The organism is Stenotrophomonas bentonitica (assembly GCF_002887735.1).
GTDB classification, from domain to species: Bacteria; Pseudomonadota; Gammaproteobacteria; order Xanthomonadales; family Xanthomonadaceae; genus Stenotrophomonas; species Stenotrophomonas bentonitica_A.
Window position 1 is genome coordinate 45,917 of the sequence record NZ_PKQP01000011.1, and the last position, 18,866, is coordinate 64,782.

The 18,866-nt window shown below is 68.2% G+C and carries 14 protein-coding genes; 6 read left to right on the plus strand and 8 right to left on the minus strand.

Annotated features, from left to right (window positions below):
- The first annotated feature begins 140 nt into the window (after window positions 1-140).
- The 6 genes from C0R07_RS17090 to C0R07_RS17115 all read left to right on the plus strand — a co-directional run bounded on the left by C0R07_RS17090 (window position 141) and on the right by C0R07_RS17115 (window position 6,398).
- A complete protein-coding gene (locus C0R07_RS17090; protein WP_019185829.1) occupies window positions 141-785 on the plus strand; it encodes a histidine phosphatase family protein in 645 nt (214 codons plus the stop codon).
- Window positions 786-836: 51 nt separating this feature from the next.
- Window positions 837-2,114 carry a bifunctional tetrahydrofolate synthase/dihydrofolate synthase gene (folC, locus tag C0R07_RS17095; protein ID WP_102789536.1) on the plus strand — a complete coding sequence of 426 codons (1,278 nt, stop codon included), beginning with the start codon at window positions 837-839 and terminating at the stop codon, window positions 2,112-2,114.
- A 98-nt stretch (window positions 2,115-2,212) separates the two neighbouring features.
- Window positions 2,213-3,241, plus strand: a complete 1,029-nt coding sequence (locus C0R07_RS17100; protein WP_019185827.1) for an SPOR domain-containing protein — start codon at window positions 2,213-2,215, stop codon at window positions 3,239-3,241.
- A gap of 58 nt (window positions 3,242-3,299) precedes the next feature.
- Window positions 3,300-4,031 (plus strand): CvpA family protein, encoded by a 732-nt coding sequence (locus tag C0R07_RS17105; protein WP_019185826.1) that lies wholly within the window; start codon window positions 3,300-3,302, stop codon window positions 4,029-4,031.
- Window positions 4,032-4,061: 30 nt separating this feature from the next.
- Entirely contained in the window at window positions 4,062-5,528 is a 1,467-nt protein-coding gene (gene purF, locus C0R07_RS17110; protein WP_019185825.1) for an amidophosphoribosyltransferase, read from the plus strand.
- Between the two features lie 9 nt (window positions 5,529-5,537).
- Window positions 5,538-6,398 carry a ferritin-like domain-containing protein gene (locus C0R07_RS17115; protein WP_046272391.1) on the plus strand — a complete coding sequence of 287 codons (861 nt, stop codon included), beginning with the start codon at window positions 5,538-5,540 and terminating at the stop codon, window positions 6,396-6,398.
- Here C0R07_RS17115 and C0R07_RS17120 read toward each other — a convergent pair.
- The 8 genes from C0R07_RS17120 to phoR form a co-directional block, all read right to left on the minus strand.
- The gene (locus tag C0R07_RS17120) at window positions 6,371-7,858 is read right to left on the minus strand and encodes a phospholipase effector Tle1 domain-containing protein (protein ID WP_102789537.1); all 1,488 of its coding nucleotides are present in this window, start codon (window positions 7,856-7,858) and stop codon (window positions 6,371-6,373) included. The genes C0R07_RS17115 and C0R07_RS17120 overlap by 28 nt on opposite strands.
- 87 nt (window positions 7,859-7,945) lie before the next feature.
- Window positions 7,946-8,689: a UDP-2,3-diacylglucosamine diphosphatase gene (gene lpxH, locus C0R07_RS17125; protein WP_046272389.1), complete on the minus strand. Its 744-nt coding sequence runs from the start codon at window positions 8,687-8,689 to the stop codon at window positions 7,946-7,948.
- An 85-nt stretch (window positions 8,690-8,774) separates the two neighbouring features.
- A complete protein-coding gene (locus C0R07_RS17130; protein ID WP_019185821.1) occupies window positions 8,775-9,308 on the minus strand; it encodes a phosphatase PAP2 family protein in 534 nt (177 codons plus the stop codon).
- Window positions 9,289-10,428, minus strand: a complete 1,140-nt coding sequence (locus C0R07_RS17135; RefSeq protein ID WP_019185820.1) for a glycosyltransferase family 4 protein — start codon at window positions 10,426-10,428, stop codon at window positions 9,289-9,291. The genes C0R07_RS17130 and C0R07_RS17135 overlap by 20 nt, the downstream gene beginning before the upstream one ends.
- A 147-nt stretch (window positions 10,429-10,575) precedes the next feature.
- Window positions 10,576-13,485 (minus strand): TonB-dependent receptor plug domain-containing protein, encoded by a 2,910-nt coding sequence (locus C0R07_RS17140; protein ID WP_070473750.1) that lies wholly within the window; start codon window positions 13,483-13,485, stop codon window positions 10,576-10,578.
- Window positions 13,486-13,715: 230 nt separating this feature from the next.
- Window positions 13,716-15,242: an exopolyphosphatase gene (gene ppx / locus C0R07_RS17145; protein WP_019185818.1), complete on the minus strand. Its 1,527-nt coding sequence runs from the start codon at window positions 15,240-15,242 to the stop codon at window positions 13,716-13,718.
- Between the two features lie 122 nt (window positions 15,243-15,364).
- Complete coding sequence (ppk1, locus tag C0R07_RS17150) at window positions 15,365-17,446, minus strand: polyphosphate kinase 1 (RefSeq protein WP_019185817.1); 2,082 nt, start codon at window positions 17,444-17,446, stop codon at window positions 15,365-15,367.
- Window positions 17,443-18,783, minus strand: a complete 1,341-nt coding sequence (phoR, locus tag C0R07_RS17155; protein WP_019185816.1) for a phosphate regulon sensor histidine kinase PhoR — start codon at window positions 18,781-18,783, stop codon at window positions 17,443-17,445. Before phoR ends, ppk1 begins: the two co-directional genes overlap by 4 nt.
- Window positions 18,784-18,866 lie beyond the last annotated feature (83 nt).

The following is an 18,866-nucleotide window of genomic DNA, read 5'->3' on the forward strand; positions in this document are numbered from 1 at the left end:
GCCAGCATGCCCGCACGCAACGAAGCGCAAAGCGCCGCACAGCTTCACCGCCGCGACCGGGTATGATCCCTGTTCGGTGTGGTTTCACAGGACGTGAACGAAACGCCGCAACCTCCTCCCCCCAAGGACCCCTTGTCCGCATGCGCATCCTGCTTGCCCGTCACGGCGAAACGCCGTGGAATGCCGAAGGCCGCTACCAAGGCCAGATCGATATCCCGTTGTCGCCGATCGGCGAAGCCCAGGCCAAGGCCTTGGGGGAACGCCTCAACTCGGTCGACATCACCCGCGCCGTCGCCTCACCGCTTGTGCGTGCCCAGCTGACCGCCCAGCTCGCCCTTGGCGCCGAGCGTGCCCCGATGCTGCTGACCGAGCCGGACCTGCAGGAAATCGCCCACGGCGAATGGGAGGGCCTGCTGGCCAGCGAAATCCACGAGAAGGATCCCTCCCGCCTGCGCGCCTGGCGCGAAGAGCCGGATACCGTGCTGATGCCCGGCGGCGAATCGCTGCGCCTGGTGCTCGAGCGCAGCTGGCGCGGCCTGGCCCGTGCCGCCGAAGGCCTCGGCGAGCATGACACCCTGCTGGTGGTCGCCCACGACGCCGTCAACCGCGTGATCCTGTGCCGCATCCTCGGCCTGCCGATCTCGCGCCTGTGGACCTTCCGCCAGGCACCGACCACCCTCAACCTGCTCGAAGGGCCCGACCTGGACCAGCTGGAAGTGGTCCGCCTCAACGACTGTGCCCACCACACGCCGTTCTTCGGCGAAGCCAAGCACCGCGCGCTGTAACGCACTGCGTCCCATCCTGCCGTCCGCCCCAACGATTCCGATCCAACGACCATGACCACCACCGCCCGCCCGCAGACCCTCTCCGACTGGCTCGGCTACATCGAGCAGCAGCACCCCGCCACCATCGACATGGGGCTGGACCGGGTGCGTACCGTGGCGCAGGCGATGGGGCTGGGCGCACCGGCCGAGCGCAGCATCGTGGTCGGGGGCACCAACGGCAAGGGCTCCACGATTGCCTTCATCGAGGCGATCGCCCGTGCGGCCGGCTGGAAGGTCGGCGCGTACACCTCCCCGCACCTGCTGCGCTACAACGAGCGTGTGCGCATCGATGGGCAAGACGCCAGCGATGACGAACTGATGGCCGCCTTCAACGCCATCGAAGACGCGCGCGGCGATACCACGCTCACCTATTTCGAGTACGGCACCCTGGCCGCGCTGCATCTGTTCGCACAGGCCGGGCTGGATCTGGCCGTGCTTGAAGTCGGCCTCGGCGGGCGCCTGGATGCGGTGAACATCGTCGATGGCGACGTGGCGGTGATCACCACCGTGGACATCGATCACAGCGATTGGCTGGGCGAGGACCGCGAAGCGATCGGCACCGAGAAGGCCGGCATCATCCGGGGCTGGAAGCCGGTCATCCTGGGCGAAATCGATCCGCCCTCGAGCGTGCTCGCGCGCGCCTACCTGCTCGGGGCCAATGCCATCCGCGGCGGCAGCGACTTCTTCGCCGAGGCCATCGATGGCGAACGCTGGCGCTGGCGTGATGTCGGCTTCCGGCTTGAACTGCCGCACCCGGCCCTGCGTGGCCCGATCCAGCGCGCCAATGCCGCCACCGCGATTGCCGCGCTGCGTGCCCTGGATCGCCCGCTGCCGCGCACCGCCTTCATCGAGGGCGTGGCGGCCGCGCGCATCCGTGGCCGTCTGCAATCCTTCGATCGTGATGGTGTGGAGGTGCTGGTCGATGTCGGCCACAACCCGCAGGCCGCCCGTGAGCTGGCGGCGGCGCTGAAGGCCAGTCCCGTCACCGGCAGCACCATCGCCGTGTTCGCTGCCCTGCAGGACAAGGATGCTGCCGGTGTGGTGGATGCCTTGGCCGATCAGGTCCAGCAGTGGCATCTGGCCGGCCTGGAGGGCGCGCGTGCGCAGAGTGCCGCGGAACTGCAGGCACGCCTGGCTGGTACGGCTGCGGCCGCCGCAACGCCGCACGCGACCGTCGTGGAGGCACTGCAGCATGCGGTGACGCAGGCCAACGCCGGCGACCGCGTGCTGGTGTTCGGCTCCTTCCATACCGCCGCACAGGCGCTGCAGACGCTCGACCCCGGCGCCTGAGGGCGCTTTGCGGTGCCGTTCAGCCGCATCAGCCGCCGCACACGCGCGCACCCGTATAATCGCCGTGGCATTCCGCCGCGCCGCCTGCCTGCCTTCACGTGGATACTCCTCTGAAACAGCGACTGATTGGTGCCATCGTCCTGGTGGCGTTGGCCGTGATTTTCCTGCCCATGCTGGTCAAGGGTCCCGCACCTGACAGTGGTGTCGCCAACGTGCCGATCAGCGCACCGGCCGCGCCATCGGACGGTCAGTTCGAAACCCGCGAGCTGCCGCTGGTCGCACCGACCGGTGGTGCCACCGGCCTGCAGAGCGGCGCATCGACCACCCAGCCGCTGGCCGACAGCGCTGCCGTCGCCGCCGATCCGGCCCCGGCCGATACCTCGCCGGCCGTCGCCGCCGGCAACTACGCCGTGAGCTTTGGCGCCTACGCCAGCGAAGCCGATGCCGACCGCGTCATCGCCTCGTTGAAGAGTGCCCAGCTGGCGGGCTTCCGCGAGCCGGCCACGATCAACGGTCGCCAGGCCTGGCGCGTGCGCGTGGGCCCCTACGCCGACCGCGCGCTGGCCGAAGCGGGCCGCCTGCAGGCGGTCAAGGTGCGCAACGATGTCAAGGCCGAGGTGATCACCCTCGATGCGCGCGCGGCCACCGCGGTTGCCGCGACCCCGGCCGCCACCGCACCGACTCCCTCGGCTGCACCGCCGGCCTCCAGCGCCGCCGCCGCGCCATCGGGCAACACGGTGAAAACCGAATCCCTGCCGGCCGAACCGGTCGCGGCCGCCAAGCCGGAACCGAAGCCGGCCGCGCCCAAGCCCGAACCCAAGCCGGCACCGGCACCCAAGCCCGAAGCTGCCGCTGCGGCGCCTGCTGCCCCGGCGGCCCCGGCGGCCAGCAGTGTCGGCTTCGCCGTGCAGCTGGGTGCCTTTGGCCAGGCCACCGAAGCCAACGCGCTGCGCGACAAAGTCCGCGCCGCCGGCTTCAGCGCCTTCGTGGAGCAGGTCCGCACCGACAAGGGCACCCTCAACCGGGTCCGCGTCGGGCCGGTCGCCAACCGCGCCGATGCCGAGAACCTCAAGGCCCAGGTCGCCGCCAAGGTCGGCGTGGCCGGCATGGTCCGCCCGCATCCCTGATGCCTGACCTGCGCCGCCCCGCAGCTGCTGGACGGCGCCTGCCGCGCGGCCTGACGGCATGATCGACATCGTCCTGCTGGTCCTGATCGGCGCCTCGGTCCTGCTGGGGCTGATGCGCGGCTTCGTCGGGATCGTGGTCGGCACGCTGTCCTGGCTGCTGGCCGGCTGGGCCGCATTCCTGTTCGGCAACGACGCGGCGCACTGGTGGGCCGCCCCCCTGGAACCGGGCACCGGCCACTATGTTGCCGGCTATCTGGGGGTGTTCCTGATCGTCATGATCGCGGTGGGCCTGATCGGCATGCTGATCAAGGCCGCCGTGAAGGTCACCTGCCTGACGGGCGCCGACCGCGTGCTGGGCGGCGCGCTGGGCCTGGTCCGGGGCGCCTTCTTGGGCTGCGTGCTGCTGATGCTGGCCGCCTTCACACCGTTGCCGCAGGAGCCGGCCTGGCAGACTTCGCAGGTGCGCCCGCTGCTGCAGCCGGGCGTGCGCTGGATGCAGGCGCAGCTGCCCGAGATGGCGTTGCCGGAGGTGAATCTGCCGCAACTGCCGACGATGGATTTGGGCAAGCCGCTCGCGACAGGCGATAATGGCGTCCTTGGCGAGGTAGTGGCAGGGCGCGGATGGCCGCGTCCCGTTGACGAGGGGAGGGAGACGGCACCTGCCGACGCTGCGGCGCGCGGGCCGGCTTCCACACTGCCAGTCAATATCGAGCCGGCGCACCCGCGTCCGGACGACACCGCTCCGGCACGGAACGGTACCCCCGGCCAGGCACGGCCACCTTCACTGTAGATGGGCGCAGCCCAGCGGAGAACTCGCACCATGTGTGGCATCGTCGGAATCGTCGGCAACCAGAACGTCGCCGGGCAGTTGTATGACGGCCTGACCGTCCTCCAGCATCGTGGCCAGGACGCGGCCGGCATCGCCACCGCCGATGGCACCCGCCTGCGCGTGCAGAAGGCCAATGGCCTGGTGCGTGATGTGTTCGATGCCAAGCGGATGTCCACGCTGGAAGGCCGCGTCGGCATCGCGCACGTGCGCTATCCCACCGCCGGTTCGGAAGGCATGGACGAGGCGCAGCCGTTCTACGTGAACTCGCCGTACGGCATCGCGCTGGCCCACAACGGCAACCTGATCAATACCGAAGCCCTGCGCCAGCAGGTGTTCGAGCAGGACCGCCGCAACGTCAACACCGATTCGGACAGCGAAGTGCTGCTGAACGTGTTCGCCTTCGAACTGGACGCGCAGCGCCAGCTGACCCCGGAAGCGGCGATCCGCGCCGTGGCCGCCGTGCACCGCCGGGTCAAGGGTGGCTATGCGGTGATCAGCGTGGTGCTGGGCCTGGGCCTGGTGGCCTTCCGCGATCCGCATGGCATCCGCCCGCTGGTACTGGGCAAGCGCGCCCACGCCGAAGGCGATGAATACATCGTGGCCTCCGAATCGGCCGCCCTGGACGTGCTCGGCTTCCAGCGCGTGCGCGACGTGCGCCCGGGTGAAGCGCTGGTCATCACCGCGCGCGGCGAGCTGTTCTCCGAAGTCTGCGCCGAGCCGGTCGAGCACAGCCCGTGCATCTTCGAGTACGTGTACTTCGCGCGCCCGGATTCGATGATCGACAACGTGTCGGTGCACAAGGCGCGCATGCGCATGGGCATCAAGCTGGGCGAGAAGATCCTGCGCCTGCGCCCGGACCACGACATCGACACCATCATCCCGATCCCGGATACCTCGCGCGATGCCGCGCTGGAGATCTCCAACACCCTCGGGGTGAAGTACCGCGAAGGCTTCATCAAGAACCGCTACATCGGCCGCACCTTCATCATGCCGGGCCAGGGCGAGCGCGTGAAGTCGGTGCGCCGCAAGCTCAACCCGATCCACCTGGAGTTCCGCAACCGCGTGGTGCTGCTGGTGGATGACTCGATCGTGCGCGGCACCACCAGCCAGCAGATCGTGCAGATGGCGCGCGACGCCGGTGCCCGCAAGGTCTACCTGGCCAGCGCCGCGCCGCCGGTGCGCTATCCGAACATCTACGGCATCGACATGCCGGCGGCCGAAGAACTGGTCGCGCACAATCGCAGCATCGAGGAAATCGAGAAGCACCTGGGCTGCGACTGGCTGATCTACCAGGACATCGAGGACATGGAAGCGGCGGTGAGCGAAGGCAATCCGGAGCTGAAGTCGTTCGATTCCTCGTGCTTCAACGGCGTCTACCCGACCGGGATCGAGCCGGGCTATTTCGAGCGCATCCAGCAGCTGCGTTCGGACGATGCCAAGCACAAGCGTCGCGCCTGAGGGCCGGGCATGAGTGATGTGTTGGACAGCGCGGCCGGCGATCTGCTGCAGGCCGCGCAGCAGTGCCTGGCCGAGCCGGATCCGCTGCGCAAGGTTGCCTTGACCCAGCACTATGCCGTGCAGTTCCGCGCCGGTCGCCTGAAGGCACCGGCCGATGCGCCGCCACCGGCGCCGATCCGGATGCCGGGGCGCCCGGCCAGGCCGACGCTGGTCCACCCGCGCGATCTGCCGCGGCGTGGCCTGGGCAGCGTGGAGGGGCGTGCCGCGTTCGTGCATGCCATCGCGCATATCGAACTCAATGCGATCGATCTGGCCTGGGATGCGGTGTACCGATTCCGCGGCCTGCCGACGTCGTTCCATGCCGACTGGGTCAGTGTGGCCGATGACGAATCGCGCCACTTCATGCTGCTGCACGATCGGCTGCAGGCCAATGGCTATGCGTACGGCGATTTCGACGCACACAACGGCCTGTGGGAAATGTGCGAGAAGACCGCGCACGACGGGCTGGCGCGCATGGCGCTGGTGCCGCGCGTGCTCGAAGCGCGCGGGCTGGATGTCACCCCGGGGATGATCGTGAAGCTGCGTGCCGGTGGCGACCATGCCACCGCCGATGTGCTGGAGATCATCCTGCGCGAAGAAGTGGCGCACGTGGCCGCCGGCTCGCGCTGGTACCGCTGGTACTGCACGCGTGAAAACGTCGAGCCGCGACCGCGGTTCATGGCGCTGCTGAAGGAATACGCCGGCGGCTATCTCTATGGCCCGTTCAATCTCGAAGCGCGCCTGCTGGCTGGCTTTGATGAGGAAGAACTGGCCGAGCTGATCGAACAGACCGAGCTGCGCGGTCAGGTGTTGGCCAGCACCACGCGCTGACCGCTCGCGGTCGGCCGGTTGACGTAGAACAGGCCTGGCCCGGGTCGATACGGCAACTCCCGGGTGCCTTCATCGGCGGCGTAGAGCAGCGCGGTATCGCCCAATGCATCGAAGTTCCAATGTGCTGACTGCATCAGGTAGCGCTGGCGCAGCAGCAGCTCCTGCGCGGCGTCCAGCGGCTGGCCGGCCAGCAGCCGCGCTGCGATCGGTTGCAGTTCCATCGGCAACGCCAGCGCAGGCAGCTGATCGGGCGAGGTCGTCCACGCCACGCCCGCCCCGGCGGCGCGCTGGTGCAGCAGCCGCAACGCGATGAACTGGTAGCGCGCATCGATCTCGCGGCGCAGGACGACCGCCGCGTACCCACGCAGGGTGAGTTGCGGCAGCACGCTGCGGCTGCCGGCGATGCGCTGCTGCTGCCACTGGTGCCAGACATCGACCCAGATCGCGTCATCGCCCAGGCCGAGCGTGCGCTGCCAGCGGCGGCAGGTTGCCTGCGCGGTGCGGTAGACCGTGCTCGCGCGCAGCAGTGCCAGCGGCGGCACCGCGCCTGGCGCCAGCCCGGTACCGCGCAGCAGCTGACCCTGGGGCCGGCTGAGCAGCTTGGGCCCTTCGATACGCTGGTCGTAGCCGCCGCCAATGTTGGCGTGCACGCCCGGCAGGGCGATCTCTTCGTGCTCGGGCGCCACGCTGGTGAGCGCGAAATGCTCGCGGTGTTCATCGCGGGCGACCAGCTGCACCACCTTGTCCGCACAGCCGGGGCGCAGCGCGAGCGCCGGCATCTCATCGCGGTGCTGGCGGCCGATCGCCACCACGGTATCGAGCAGCCCCACGAAGCGTACCGGCCGCGCGGTGGCGGGGAATCCCGGCGCCAGCGCCCAGCCCGAGCGCACCAGCTGTTCGCGCAGCCACGCGGCACCGGCGGGCGCATTGAGCACGTTCACCACGTCGCGTGCACTGGCCGCGCCACGCGAATAACCGAACAGATCCACCCGCACGCTGCCCAGGGTATGACCGGGCTGCGCGCGGGCCAGCTGGCGCAGCGCCTCCGGCAGCAGCTGCTCCAGCGCGCGCCGTCGTTTGGCGCGTACGCCGGTGCGTCCGATGCCGAACGCCAGCCCCATCAGGTCGTCTTCCTCGCCGGTACGCGTGCCCACGCCTTCGATGTAGATCGACAGCGCGAGGGTGCTTCCGGCCGGCGGCAGCTGCCGATGGTCCGGGTACAAGGCGTGCAGCCGCGCGATGTTGGTCAGGCCGTTGCTGTAACTGCTGGTCAAGCGGCTCTGGTACGGCGAGGCATCATCGGCGACCACCGCAGGTGGGCGCGGCGCAGGCGTGGTGGCACCGGGCGGGCGCGAGGCGCGCTGCAGGTTGTCGGCGTTGTTGCGGGTGCCGTCGAAGAACAGGCCGATGTGCAGCGACACCGTCGGCGCCGTCGTCGGTTGGGTAGCTGCCACCGCCATATCGTCCCTGTTCCCCGAGGATGCCCGGCTAAGGTAGCGCGGAAGCCCCGCGCCGGAACAGCACGGCAGGCAGGGCCGCTGCCGGCGTCAGCTCGCCAGCGAATCCAGGGTCCAGCCGTCCGGGGTGACGCGCAGCACCGAGCCCTGTTCGTACCAGTCGCCCAGCACGATACGCGTGCAATCGCGGCCCCCGGCCTGCAGCGCATGGATGGCGGGGCGGTGGGTATGGCCGTGGATCATGGTGTCCACGCCGTAGCGGCCGAAGGTGGCGTCCACTTCTGCCGGCGCGACATCGGTGACGGTCTCGAACTGGGCACGGTCCCCCTGCTTCATTTCCGACTGGCGCGCCTGGCTGGCATCGCGGGCCTTCTGCGCGAAGGCAATGCGCGCGGCCAGCGGCTGCGACAGGAACTGCGCCTGGAACACCGGGTCGCGGGTCTGTGCGCGGAACTGCTGGTAAGCGATGTCGTCGGTGCACAGCAGGTCGCCATGCTGCAGCAGCACCGGGCGGCCGTACAGATCGATCACACTCGGGTCGGGCAGGATCGTGAATCCCGCGCGGCGCGCATAGTCCTCGCCGACCAGGAAATCGCGGTTGCCACGGATGAAGTACACCGGCACGCCGGCGTCGGCCACGGCATGCAGCGCGACCGCGACCGCATCGGCGGCCGGGGAGGGCGTGTCATCGCCGATCCAGGCTTCGAACAGATCGCCCAGGATGTACAGGGCATCGGCCTGCATCGCTTCATCGCGCAGGAACGCCAGGAACAGGTCGGTGATGGCTGGACGACTCGGGTCCAGGTGCAGATCGGAGATGAACAGCGTGGTCATGCCCGCATTGTAAAACGGGATCACGGGCGAGGCATCGCTGCAGGGTGAAGCGCCTGGCTGCGTCAACGCAGCACGGCCATGGCCGCTACAGCGGCAGCCACTGCAGGCTGGCCGCCGCCAGCAGGGCGGCAATCCCGGTCGCGGCCAGCACATCGCTGGGGTAATGCAGCCCCAGCACGACCCGCGACAGCCCGATCAGCATCGTAAAGGGCACCAGCACCGGGGCCAGCCACGGGTAATAGGCCAGTGCCACGATCGTGAAGGACACCGCGTGCAGGGTGTGCCCGGACGGGAAACTGAACTCGTCCAGCGGCGCCACCCAAGCGCGGATGCGCAGGTCGGCGGCGTAGGGCCGCGGGCGTCGCGTCCAGCGTTTGAGGCCTTTGTACAGCAGCAGGGCCATCAAGCCGGTGGCGGCCATGTGCAGCGAGGCGCGCAGGCCGTCCAAGCCATCCAGCAGCACCAGCGCCCCCATCAGTGCGTACCAGAAGGCGCCATCACCCAGGCGGCTGATCACCGCGAAGGCATGGCGGATCCGGCGGTGCCGGCAATAGTGGTTGGCGCGGCGGCACCAGCGCGTTTCGCGGCCACGCAGGGCGTCAAGCGGCGTGGTCGGCATGTGCCCTCCGGGCGTGGGCCAGTTCAGAGAGCAGCGCATCGAACTCGGCGACCACGTGCTGCGGATGCAGGCGCTTCATCGCCGTGGCGGCGTTACGGCCGAGCCGGTGGCGCAACGTATCGTCGCCGGCCAGCTGCACGGCGGCGGTCACAAACTCGCTGTCGTCACTTACGGCGATGCCGTTCTCATCGGTACGCAGGTATTCGCGGGCGGCGCCGTAGTCGAAGGCGACCGTGGCCAGTCCGCTGGCCATGGCTTCAAGGGTCACGTTGCCGAAGGTCTCGCTGCGGCTGGGGAACAGGAACAGATCGCCGCTGGCGAAATGCCGCGCCAGCGCGTCGCCGCGCTGCACGCCGCAGAAGATGAAGTCCGGGTTGTCGTGGGCCAGCCTGGCGCGCGCTGGGCCATCGCCGACGAAGATGAAGCGCGCCTTCGGGCGTACCTGCTGCAGGCGGCGGAACGCTTTGACCGCCAGCCCGAGATTTTTCTCCGGGGCGATGCGGCCGACATGGATCGCCGCGAATCCGTTGCCGTCGATGCCCCATTCCTCACGCAGCGCCGGGTCGCGCCGCTCGGGTTCGAACTGGCTGCTGTCCACCGCGCGCGCCAGCAGACGGACGCGGTCGAAGCCCTGCTCGCCGAGGAACTGCTGCAGCTCCTGGGTCGGCACCAGCGTCGCATCGGCCTGGTTGTGGAAGCGGCGCATCCAGCGCAGCGCGGCGGCCTGCAGCCAGGCCACGCCGTAGTCGGGCAGGTATTCGTCAAAGCGGGTATGGAAGCCGGTCGCGACCGGAATGCCGAGGCGTCGCGCGGTGCGCAGTGCCGACCAGCCCAGTGGGCCTTCCGTGGCGATGTAGATCGCGTCCGGCCGCTGCTGCTGCCACTGGCGGCTCAACCGGGCGGGCGCGGGCAGGCCGAAACGCAGGCCGGGGTAGCGCGGCAGGTTGGCGCCGGTGACCAGGACGGTGCCTTCGGCGTTGTCCACATCGGACGGTTGCCGGGGCCGGACCAGATCCACCTGGTGGCCGGCGGCACGCAGCCCCAGTTCCAGGCCCTGCACGGTCAGGGCGACGCCGTTGACTTCCGGGGGATAGGTTTCGGTGACGATGGCATAGCGCATGGCGGGCCTCCGGTATGCCACGCATGCTGGGGCCGGGCGATGTAGCCGACATGACCGCCGTATGACGCCGGCATGACGCGCACGCCGGCAGAAAAACACCACGGCCCCGAAGGGCCGTGGTGATCAAGCGAGGTTACCGGGCGGCGATCAGAAACGCTGCTGGTACTTCATGTACAGGAAGCGGCCGATGTCGTAACCGCCGTAGTACGAGAACGTCGAGTTCGGCTGGGTGTACATGATCGGGCCGTACTTCTCGAACACGTTGTTGGCACCGACCGAGACGGTGGCGTCCCACGGCAGGGAGTAGCGGAACTGCACGTCGTGGAAGGTGACCGAGCCGCGCTCGTTGTAGTCACGCGAGCCGGCATACCACGGGGCCTGCACGCCGGGGTCGGAGCACTCGTCCGGTCGGGCTCGTGCGTTGATGCAGCGTTCCTTGACGCCGGAGTAGTAGCGGGCGGTCCAGCTGGCGCCGAAGTTGCCCACGTCCCAGCCCAGGGTCAGGTTGGAGCGCACGCGGAAGCCGCTGCCGATGCCGTTTTTCGTTTCGGGCACCACATCAGCGTCGTTGGTGGTGCGCTCGAGGTAGGAACTGACATAGGTCGTCGTCCATCCCGTGCTCAACTTGCCATGGCGGGTATCCAGGTGGTGGCTCAGCTCCAGGTCGTAGCCTTCGGTTTCCAGGAAACCGGAGTTGCGCCTGCCGTACGTCAACTGGTCCACGATGCCGGTGACCGGATCGCGGGTGAAGCCGCTGCAGCGCGAGGTGATGCCCTGCTCATAGCAGTCGCGCAGCATGTCGTTGGGGTGATCGTTGACGATGGTGTTGTCGATGCGGACCTTCCACCAGTCCAGCGCCACGTTGAGGTGGGGCACGAAGGACGGGCTCCAGACCAGGCCCAGCGTGCGGCTGGTCGAGGTTTCCGGCTGCAGGTCGGGGTTGGAGCCGTTGGTGAACGGCACCGGGGTCTGGTCGCTGCTGCTGGTGATCGGCACGCCGCCCTGGCGCAGCTGGCGGTAGGCGTCGGCATTGGCGATGTCGGCGGCGCACCGGGCGCGCACCTCGGCACTGCTGGCCGAGGCCCCGTAGACGGTGTCGCAGGGGTCACGGTAGCCGGTGGTGAAGGTTTCCGAACCGCCGCCATACAGATCGGAGATGGTCGGCGCGCGGAAGCCCTGCGCCCACGTGCCGCGCACCAGCAACTGCTCGATCGGCTTCCACTTGAAGCCGAACTTGCTGTTGAGGGTGGTGCCGAAGGTGCTGTAGTCCGAGTGGCGGGTGGCGGCGCTCAGGCTCAGCTCGCGCGCACCCGGCAGGTCGGCCAGGATCGGCACGCTCAGCTCCAGGTAGGCCTCATTGACCTTGTAGCCGCCCCCGGTCGGGCCGGCGGCCAGGTTGGTGGTGGCACCGCTCTGGGCCAGCGCATCGGGGATGAACTCACCGGCCTCCTTGCGCGTTTCCACGCCGAAGGCGAAGCCCAGATCACCGGCCGGCAGGGTCATCACCGTACCGGCGATGCTGGCGAACGCATTGCGGGTGGTGGTCTTGCCGCGCGTGATTTCCGGCGGGAACAGATGGTCGATCAGGGCCTGGTTGCCGCTCAGCCCATTGGGGTCGTTGCTGCCATACGGCGCCAGCGGGTTCCACGGCATGCAGCCCGCGATCGGTGCGCCCGGGACGCCACATTCCACCTTGCCGGTGGCCTCGTTGTAATACGACGGGCCGACCGCGTTCTTGACCCGTTCCTTGTGCAGATTGCCGGTCGACCGCTGCAGCAGTTCGCTGCGGTTGTACTGGTAGCCCACTTCCCAATCGAAGTACCGCTCGCCCACCTCGAAGCTGCCTTCCAGCGCGGCCACGGCGCGCCAGGTGGTCAGCTCGCTGGTGCTGACCCGCGGAACCTCCCAGGCGCGGCGGTTCCAGGCGATGTCGGTGGGGGTGTCATAGCCGTGGTGGTTGCCGAACGGATTGAACCAGCTGTCGGCCGACATCCGCCCGATACCGGCGGTGGCGGACTGCAGCGGATAGCCGGCCACCTGGCGCGTGGATGTGCGCTTGTTGTAGCCCAGCTGGGTGGTCAGGCGGATGTCATCGGTCAGGTCCAGGCGGCCATCGAGGAACAGCGAATCGCGCTTGAGCGGCGAGATCAGGTGCATCTGCTCCTGTGCGTTGCTGACATCACCGGTGAACGGGGTCAGATCGCTGAGATGGTAGTTGGCCGGGTTGGTCGGGTCGGCGCCGCGATCCAGCGAATAATTGCAGCCCGCCGCGGCGGTGCAGCCCGGGCCCCTCAGGCCAGTGATCTGGCCCCACTGGCTGAGCTGGGTCCAGTTGTCGCCGGGGTGGCGGGTGGTGTTCGGGAATTCGCTGAACCAGCGGTTGCGTGCCCAGACGCCCTTCTCTTCGGTGTGCTCGGCCGAGAAGGTCAACGAGGCGCGGTCGTTGGACCAGCCGGCCACCACATCGACACTGGTGCGCGCGCCATCGCCCTGGCTGTACTGGCCCTGGTAGACGTTGGCGGTCACGCCGCTGACGTTGCTGCGGGTGATGATGTTGATCACGCCGGCCATGGCGTCCGAGCCATAGATCGCCGAGGCGCCATCCTTCAGCACCTCCATGCGTTCGATCGCCGAGACCGGCACGCTGGAGATGTCCTGGTAGCCGCCGGTATTGATGCCCAGACGCTTGCCGTTGATCAGCACCAGAGTGCGTTGCGCGCCCAGGTTGCGCATGTCGATGTAGGTGCCGCCGGCATTTTCGCCGGCAGCGAGCACGTTGGAGCGGCTCAGCGCCGGGCTGCCGACCGCGGTCAGGTTCTGCAGGATGTCGGCAACTGAACTGAAGCCCTGCCGCTCGATGTCGGCGCGGCTGATCGCGAGCACCGGCTGGGCGGACTCGACATCGACCTGGCGGATGCGCGAGCCGGTGATCTCGATGCGGTCCAGGGTGGTCGGGGTGGCGTCCTGGGCGAGGACGGCGGTGGAAGCCAGGCCAGCGGTGCCGGCGACCAGGGCCAGGCGGATCGCCTGCCCCAGCGGGGTAGTGGATGAAGACATGATCGACTCTCTCTCTAATCGGAACGACGTCCAAGAAGTCGGCGGACCCAAGTACCGCCTTCTTCAAAAATCCAGCCCAATGAAGGCCGGTGTCCCGAGAGTAGATCGATTCGTTAATCGTTCATGAAGGACATGTGAGGGCGTTCTCACAAATACGTCATGGGCCGTGCGTTCTGCGAATTCAGTCCACGAATTGCTGCAGACGCACGTTTGGAAGCGGGTAGAAAGCGTCAGGCAACAAAGGGGCGGAACTGCACACCGAGCCCGGCCATGCCTTCGGTTTCCCCGATCAGGTCCGCACGCAGCAGCGGACGCGCATCGATGTACGCCTGCGGCAGGATCAACGACAGGCGCGCGTCCTCGGCGGTCAATTCCAGCTTCGGCATCGGCGTGTCTTCGTGCGCGCGGTTGAGCAGCACTGCCAGGCGCAACAGGGCGGTCATGCGCCGTGCCGGTTGCAGCAGACGCTCGGGCAGCGCATCGAAGGCGGACTTGGAAATATTGCGGCGATGGCTGCGCACGAGCGCGGCGAGCAGCTGCTGTTCCTGCCGCGAGAAGCCGGCGATGTCCGAGTTCTCCAGCACGTAGCTGCCATGCACGTGGTAACCGCTGTGCGCGATCATCAGGCCAAGCTCGTGCAGGCGCGCGGACCAGCCGAGCATGCGCGCATCGTCCGGGTCCAGCTGCCAGCTTTCCTCGACCTGGGCCAGCAGGTTCATCGCGGTGTTCTCCACGCGATCGGCCTGGACGGTATCGATGCCGTAGCGCTGGGTCAGGGCCGCGACCGACTCGTCGCGCAGGTCGTTCTCGCTGGCGCGGCCGAGGATGTCGTACAGGATGCCTTCGCGCATCGCCGCCTTGCTCACCAGCAGCTTCTGCAGCCCCAGCGCCTGGAAGGCCGCCTCGAGCACCAGGATGCCGCCGGCGATGATCGGGCGGCGATCGGCGGACAGCCCCGGCAGATTGATGTCCTCGATGCGCTTGGCCTTGAGCAGCTCATCACGCAGCTGCGGCAAAGCCTCGGCGGTGATCGCGCCCTTGCTGAGCTTCATGGTGGCGCAGATTTCGCTGATCGCCTTGTGCGTGCCCGACGAGCCCAGCGCTTCGTGCCAGCCCAGCGCGCGGTACTTGTTGGCGAACTGCTGGAACTCCGCGCCGATCTCGGTCAGTGCGTCCTTCCAGCGCTTCTTGCTCAGCTTGCCGCCGGGGAAGAAGCGCCGCGTGCTGGCGATGCAGCCGGCCTGCAGGCTTTCGCGCTCCAGGGTCTGCATGCCCTGGCCGATGATGAACTCCGTGGAGCCGCCACCGATGTCGATCACCAGCCGGCGCTGGTCCGGCTTGGGCGGCTGCGCATGGGCCACGCCCAGGTAGATCAGGCGCGCCTCCTCGCGGCCGCTGACCACTTCGATGGCATGCCCGAGCGCGGTTTCGGCCGGCATCAGGAAGGCCTGCGGCGAGCGCAGCTGGCGGACCGTATTGGTGGCCAGGGCGCGGACCCGCACCGAGGGGATCGCGCGGATGCGCTGGCCGAACCGGGCCAGGCATTCCAGCGCGCGCTGGCGGGCTTCGGCGGACAGGCCGCCCTTGCCATCCAGGCCGTCGGCCATGCGTACGGTCTCGCGCAGGCGGTCGACCACCCGCAACTGCCCGAGGGTGTATCGCGCGATGACCATGTGGAAGCTGTTGGATCCCAGGTCGATGGCGGCGAGCAGGTCGCCATCCTGCAGGGCGGGCGGTGTCGTGGAGGTATGCGGCATTTGCGAATGTTAGCCGAACGGTGGGTCGCGAAGTCACCGCGCGCCCTTCACATGGGCAGGCTGCGACGACCGGTCGCATCGAAGGGGCAGGCAATGACCGCGTACCGACCAACGGTCGGTACCTACAGACCCTGCAGCAAGGCCATCTGCGCCGCATGCGGCGGCTCGTCATGGCCCGGCGTGCACTTGATGTAGCCGCCGTCGGCCTGCAGCTCCCAGGCGTTGAGGTTGTCGTCGAGGTAGTTCTGCAGCACATCGCGGTAGACCTTGCGCGCCAGCTCCGGGTCCAGGATCGGGAAACAGGTCTCGACCCGGCGCAGCAGGTTGCGTTCCAGCCAGTCCGCGCTGGCGCAGAACAGCTCCGAGGCGCCGTCATTGCCGAACCAGTAGACCCGGCTGTGCTCCAGGAAACGGCCTACGATCGAGCGCACCCGGATGTTGTCCGAGACGCCGGGCACCCCGGGGCGCAGGGTGCAGGCGCCGCGCACGATCAGGTCGATCTGCACGCCGGCCTGCGAAGCGGCATACAGCGCGCGGATCATCTGCGGTTCGTTGAGGGCGTTCATCTTGGCGATGATCCGCCCGGGGCGCCCGCTCGCAGCCAGCCGCGTTTCGCGCTCGATCCGCTGCAGCAGGCCCGGGTGCAGGGTGAAGGGCGACTGCAGCAGGCGCTTGAGCTTCATCCGCGGCGCCAGCCCGGACAACTGCTGGAACAGCAGATGCACATCGTTGCCGATGTCCGCATCGGCGGTGATCAGGCTCAGGTCGGTGTACGCGCGTGCGGTGCCGCTGTGGTAGTTGCCGGTGCCCAGGTGCACGTAACGGCGCAGCTTGCGGCCTTCGCGACGCACGATCAGCAGCATCTTGGCATGGGTCTTGAACCCGACCACGCCGTAGACGACCTGCACGCCGGCTTCCTGCAGGCGGTCGGCGAGGCCAAGGTTGGCTTCTTCGTCGAAGCGCGCGCGCAGTTCGACCACCACGGTGACGTCCTTGCCGTTGCGTGCGGCCTGGATCAGCGCATCGACGATCAGCGAATCCTTGCCGGTGCGGTACAGGGTCTGCTTGATCGCCAGCACGTTGGGGTCGACCGCGGCCTGCTTGATCACATCCAGCACGGCGGTGAACGCATCGAAGGGGTGGTGCAGCAGCACATCCCGGCGCGCGACGATCTCGAAGATCCCGTCGCTGTCGCGCAGCGTGCGCGGGCTCAGGGCGGGGTACTTCAGTTCCGGCCGCTGGATCACGTCGTACAGCTGGATCACGCGGTTGAGGTTGACCGGGCCGTCGATACGGTAGACCGCGTTTTCGGTCAGCCCGAAGTTCTGCAGCAGGGTGCGCACGATGTCGCGCGGGCAGTCCTGCGCGATCTCCAGCCGGACCGCCGGGCGGTAGCCACGGTCGACCAGTTCATCGCGCAACGCCAGGGCGAGGTTCTCGACCTCTTCCTCGTCCACCACCAGCTCGGAATTGCGGGTCACGCGGAACTGGTAGGCCCCCTGGACTTCCATGCCCGGGAACATCTCATCGACGAAGGTCGACAGCACCGAGGACAGGAACACGAAGGTCTGCGGGCCGCCGAGTTGCTCCGGCAGCTGGATGATGCGCGGCAGCGAGCGCGGTGCACGCACGATTGCCAGGTGCCCGGCGCGACCAAACGCGTCGGTGCCCTTGAGCACCACCACGATGTTCAGCGATTTGTTGAGGATCTTCGGGAACGGGTGCGAGGGATCCAGGCCGAGCGGAGACAGCACCGGCATGATCTCGTTGCGGAAGTAGGCGCGCAGCCAGCGCTTCTGGCGGTGGTTCCAGGAGTGCCGGCCGAGTACGTCGATGCCTGCCTCGTGCAGCGCCGGGCGCAGCGTTTCGTTCCAGCAGCGGTACTGCTGGTCCACCAGCTGTGCGGCGCGGTCGTGGATCGCATTGAGGATCGCCTGCGGCGTCATGCCATCCGGCGCCGGCGGCAGGCCGAACTCCTGCGCATGGCGCACGGCGGCCGCGCGGATCTCGAAGAACTCGTCCAGGTTGGTGCAGGAGATGCACATGAAGCGCAGGCGCTCCAGCAGCGGCACCTGCGGGTCCATGGCCTGGGCCAGCACGCGGAAATTGAAATCCAGCTGCGACAGTTCACGGTTGATGTACAGCGCCGGGTCGCGCAGCAGATCGCCGTCCACGGGTACGGCGACGGGAACAGGAGTACTCATGCGGAAAAGTCTTCGGCGGAAGGAAGGGAGGCGACCTCGGTGCGCGCACGCACCTGGTCGGCATCGAAATGGCAGGAGAACGTGCTGCCCTTGCCGACTTCGCTCTGGATGTCCAGGCGGGCATGGTGCAGCCCCAGGATGTGTTTGACGATCGACAGCCCCAGGCCGGTGCCGCCGCTCTCGCGCGAGCGGCTGCTGGACACCCGGTAGAAGCGTTCGGTCAGGCGCGGCAGATGATTGGCCGGGATGCCGTAGCCGGTGTCACGCACCGACAGCACTACGCCATCTGCTTCGCGGGCGAACTCCACTTCCACGCGGCCACCGGCCGGCGTGTAGCGCACGGCATTGGTGACCAGGTTGGAGAACGCGCTGTGCAGTTCCTTGTTGGAGCCCTGCAGGTCCACCCCGGCCGTATCGATGATGCTGATCTGGTGGCGGCCCTGGCTGTGCGCTTCGGCTTCACGGCGCAGCGTGGCCAGCATCGGCGTCATCGCCACGGCCTCAGCTTCGGTGTGCTCCTGCGATTCCAGCCGCGACAGGGTGAGCAGGTCTTCGACCAGCTGCGCCATGCGCTGGGACTGCTTGCGCATTTCCTCCAGCATCGGGCCGGTGCCAGGGAAGTCCTCCGGGTCCATCATGTCCAGGTAGCCATGTACCACGGTCAGTGGCGTGCGCAGTTCATGCGAAACGTTGGCGACGAAGTCGCGGCGGACCTGTTCCAGTCGCAGCAGCTTGCTGACGTCACGCGCGATCAGCAGCCAGTAGTCCGGCGAGTAGGGAATCAGGCGCAGGTTGAGGCGGATCGCCGGATCGACCGGCGAGGGCACGTCCAGGATGGGTTCGGCATTGCGGCCACCGGCCAGCCAGTGGGCCAGCGGCATCGGCTGCAGGCGTTCGACCAGCGCCTCGCCGAGATCGCCTGGATGATGCAGGCCGAGCAGCGAGGTGGCCGCTTCGTTGAACCACTGCACGCGCTGGCTGTTGCGGTCCACCACCACCACGGCATCGGGCAGTGCCGCGGCGGCGGCGCGATAACTGCGCAGCATGTCGAGCAGGCGGCGCTTGCGTGTGCGCATTTCCCACTGATTGCGGTAGAGCAGGCGGTCCAGCTCGTTCCACACGCCGGTGCCGTCGCCCATGTCCCAGCGATGGCGCGCGGTGAGCCCACGCAGCACCCGGCGCAGACGCCAGTAATGCCAGGCCAGCGCGCCGATGGAGGCCAGTGCGATGCACATCCACACATGTCCCACTGCCAGCCCCAGCAAGCCGGCCGCGAGCAGCAGGGCGGCGAGGGTGGCCAGCGTTTTCAACCAGGCAGAACGGATGTGGCGCGGCATTGCGGTCTCGCAGAAGGTGCGGTCCTCGGACTCGATCCAAGGTTATAGCAGGAGTGGCCGGAACCAGGCATGCGCGCCAGGTC

Bases quoted from the DNA above. Each gene is read 5' to 3' on its own strand.
- C0R07_RS17105 (WP_019185826.1), top strand. From the start codon at position 3,300: ATGATCGACATCGTCCTGCTGGTCCTGATCGGCGCCTCGGTCCTGCTG.
- ppk1 (WP_019185817.1), bottom strand. From the start codon at position 17,446: ATGAGTACTCCTGTTCCCGTCGCCGTACCCGTGGACGGCGATCTGCTG.
- C0R07_RS17130 (WP_019185821.1), bottom strand. From the start codon at position 9,308: ATGCCGACCACGCCGCTTGACGCCCTGCGTGGCCGCGAAACGCGCTGG.
- ppx (WP_019185818.1), bottom strand. From the start codon at position 15,242: ATGCCGCATACCTCCACGACACCGCCCGCCCTGCAGGATGGCGACCTG.
- C0R07_RS17115 (WP_046272391.1), top strand. From the start codon at position 5,538: ATGAGTGATGTGTTGGACAGCGCGGCCGGCGATCTGCTGCAGGCCGCG.
- lpxH (WP_046272389.1), bottom strand. From the start codon at position 8,689: ATGACCACGCTGTTCATCTCCGATCTGCACCTGGACCCGAGTCGTCCA.
- C0R07_RS17090 (WP_019185829.1), top strand. From the start codon at position 141: ATGCGCATCCTGCTTGCCCGTCACGGCGAAACGCCGTGGAATGCCGAA.
- C0R07_RS17135 (WP_019185820.1), bottom strand. From the start codon at position 10,428: ATGCGCTATGCCATCGTCACCGAAACCTATCCCCCGGAAGTCAACGGC.
- phoR (WP_019185816.1), bottom strand. From the start codon at position 18,783: ATGCCGCGCCACATCCGTTCTGCCTGGTTGAAAACGCTGGCCACCCTC.
- folC (WP_102789536.1), top strand. From the start codon at position 837: ATGACCACCACCGCCCGCCCGCAGACCCTCTCCGACTGGCTCGGCTAC.
- C0R07_RS17140 (WP_070473750.1), bottom strand. From the start codon at position 13,485: ATGTCTTCATCCACTACCCCGCTGGGGCAGGCGATCCGCCTGGCCCTG.
- purF (WP_019185825.1), top strand. From the start codon at position 4,062: ATGTGTGGCATCGTCGGAATCGTCGGCAACCAGAACGTCGCCGGGCAG.
- C0R07_RS17120 (WP_102789537.1), bottom strand. From the start codon at position 7,858: ATGGCGGTGGCAGCTACCCAACCGACGACGGCGCCGACGGTGTCGCTG.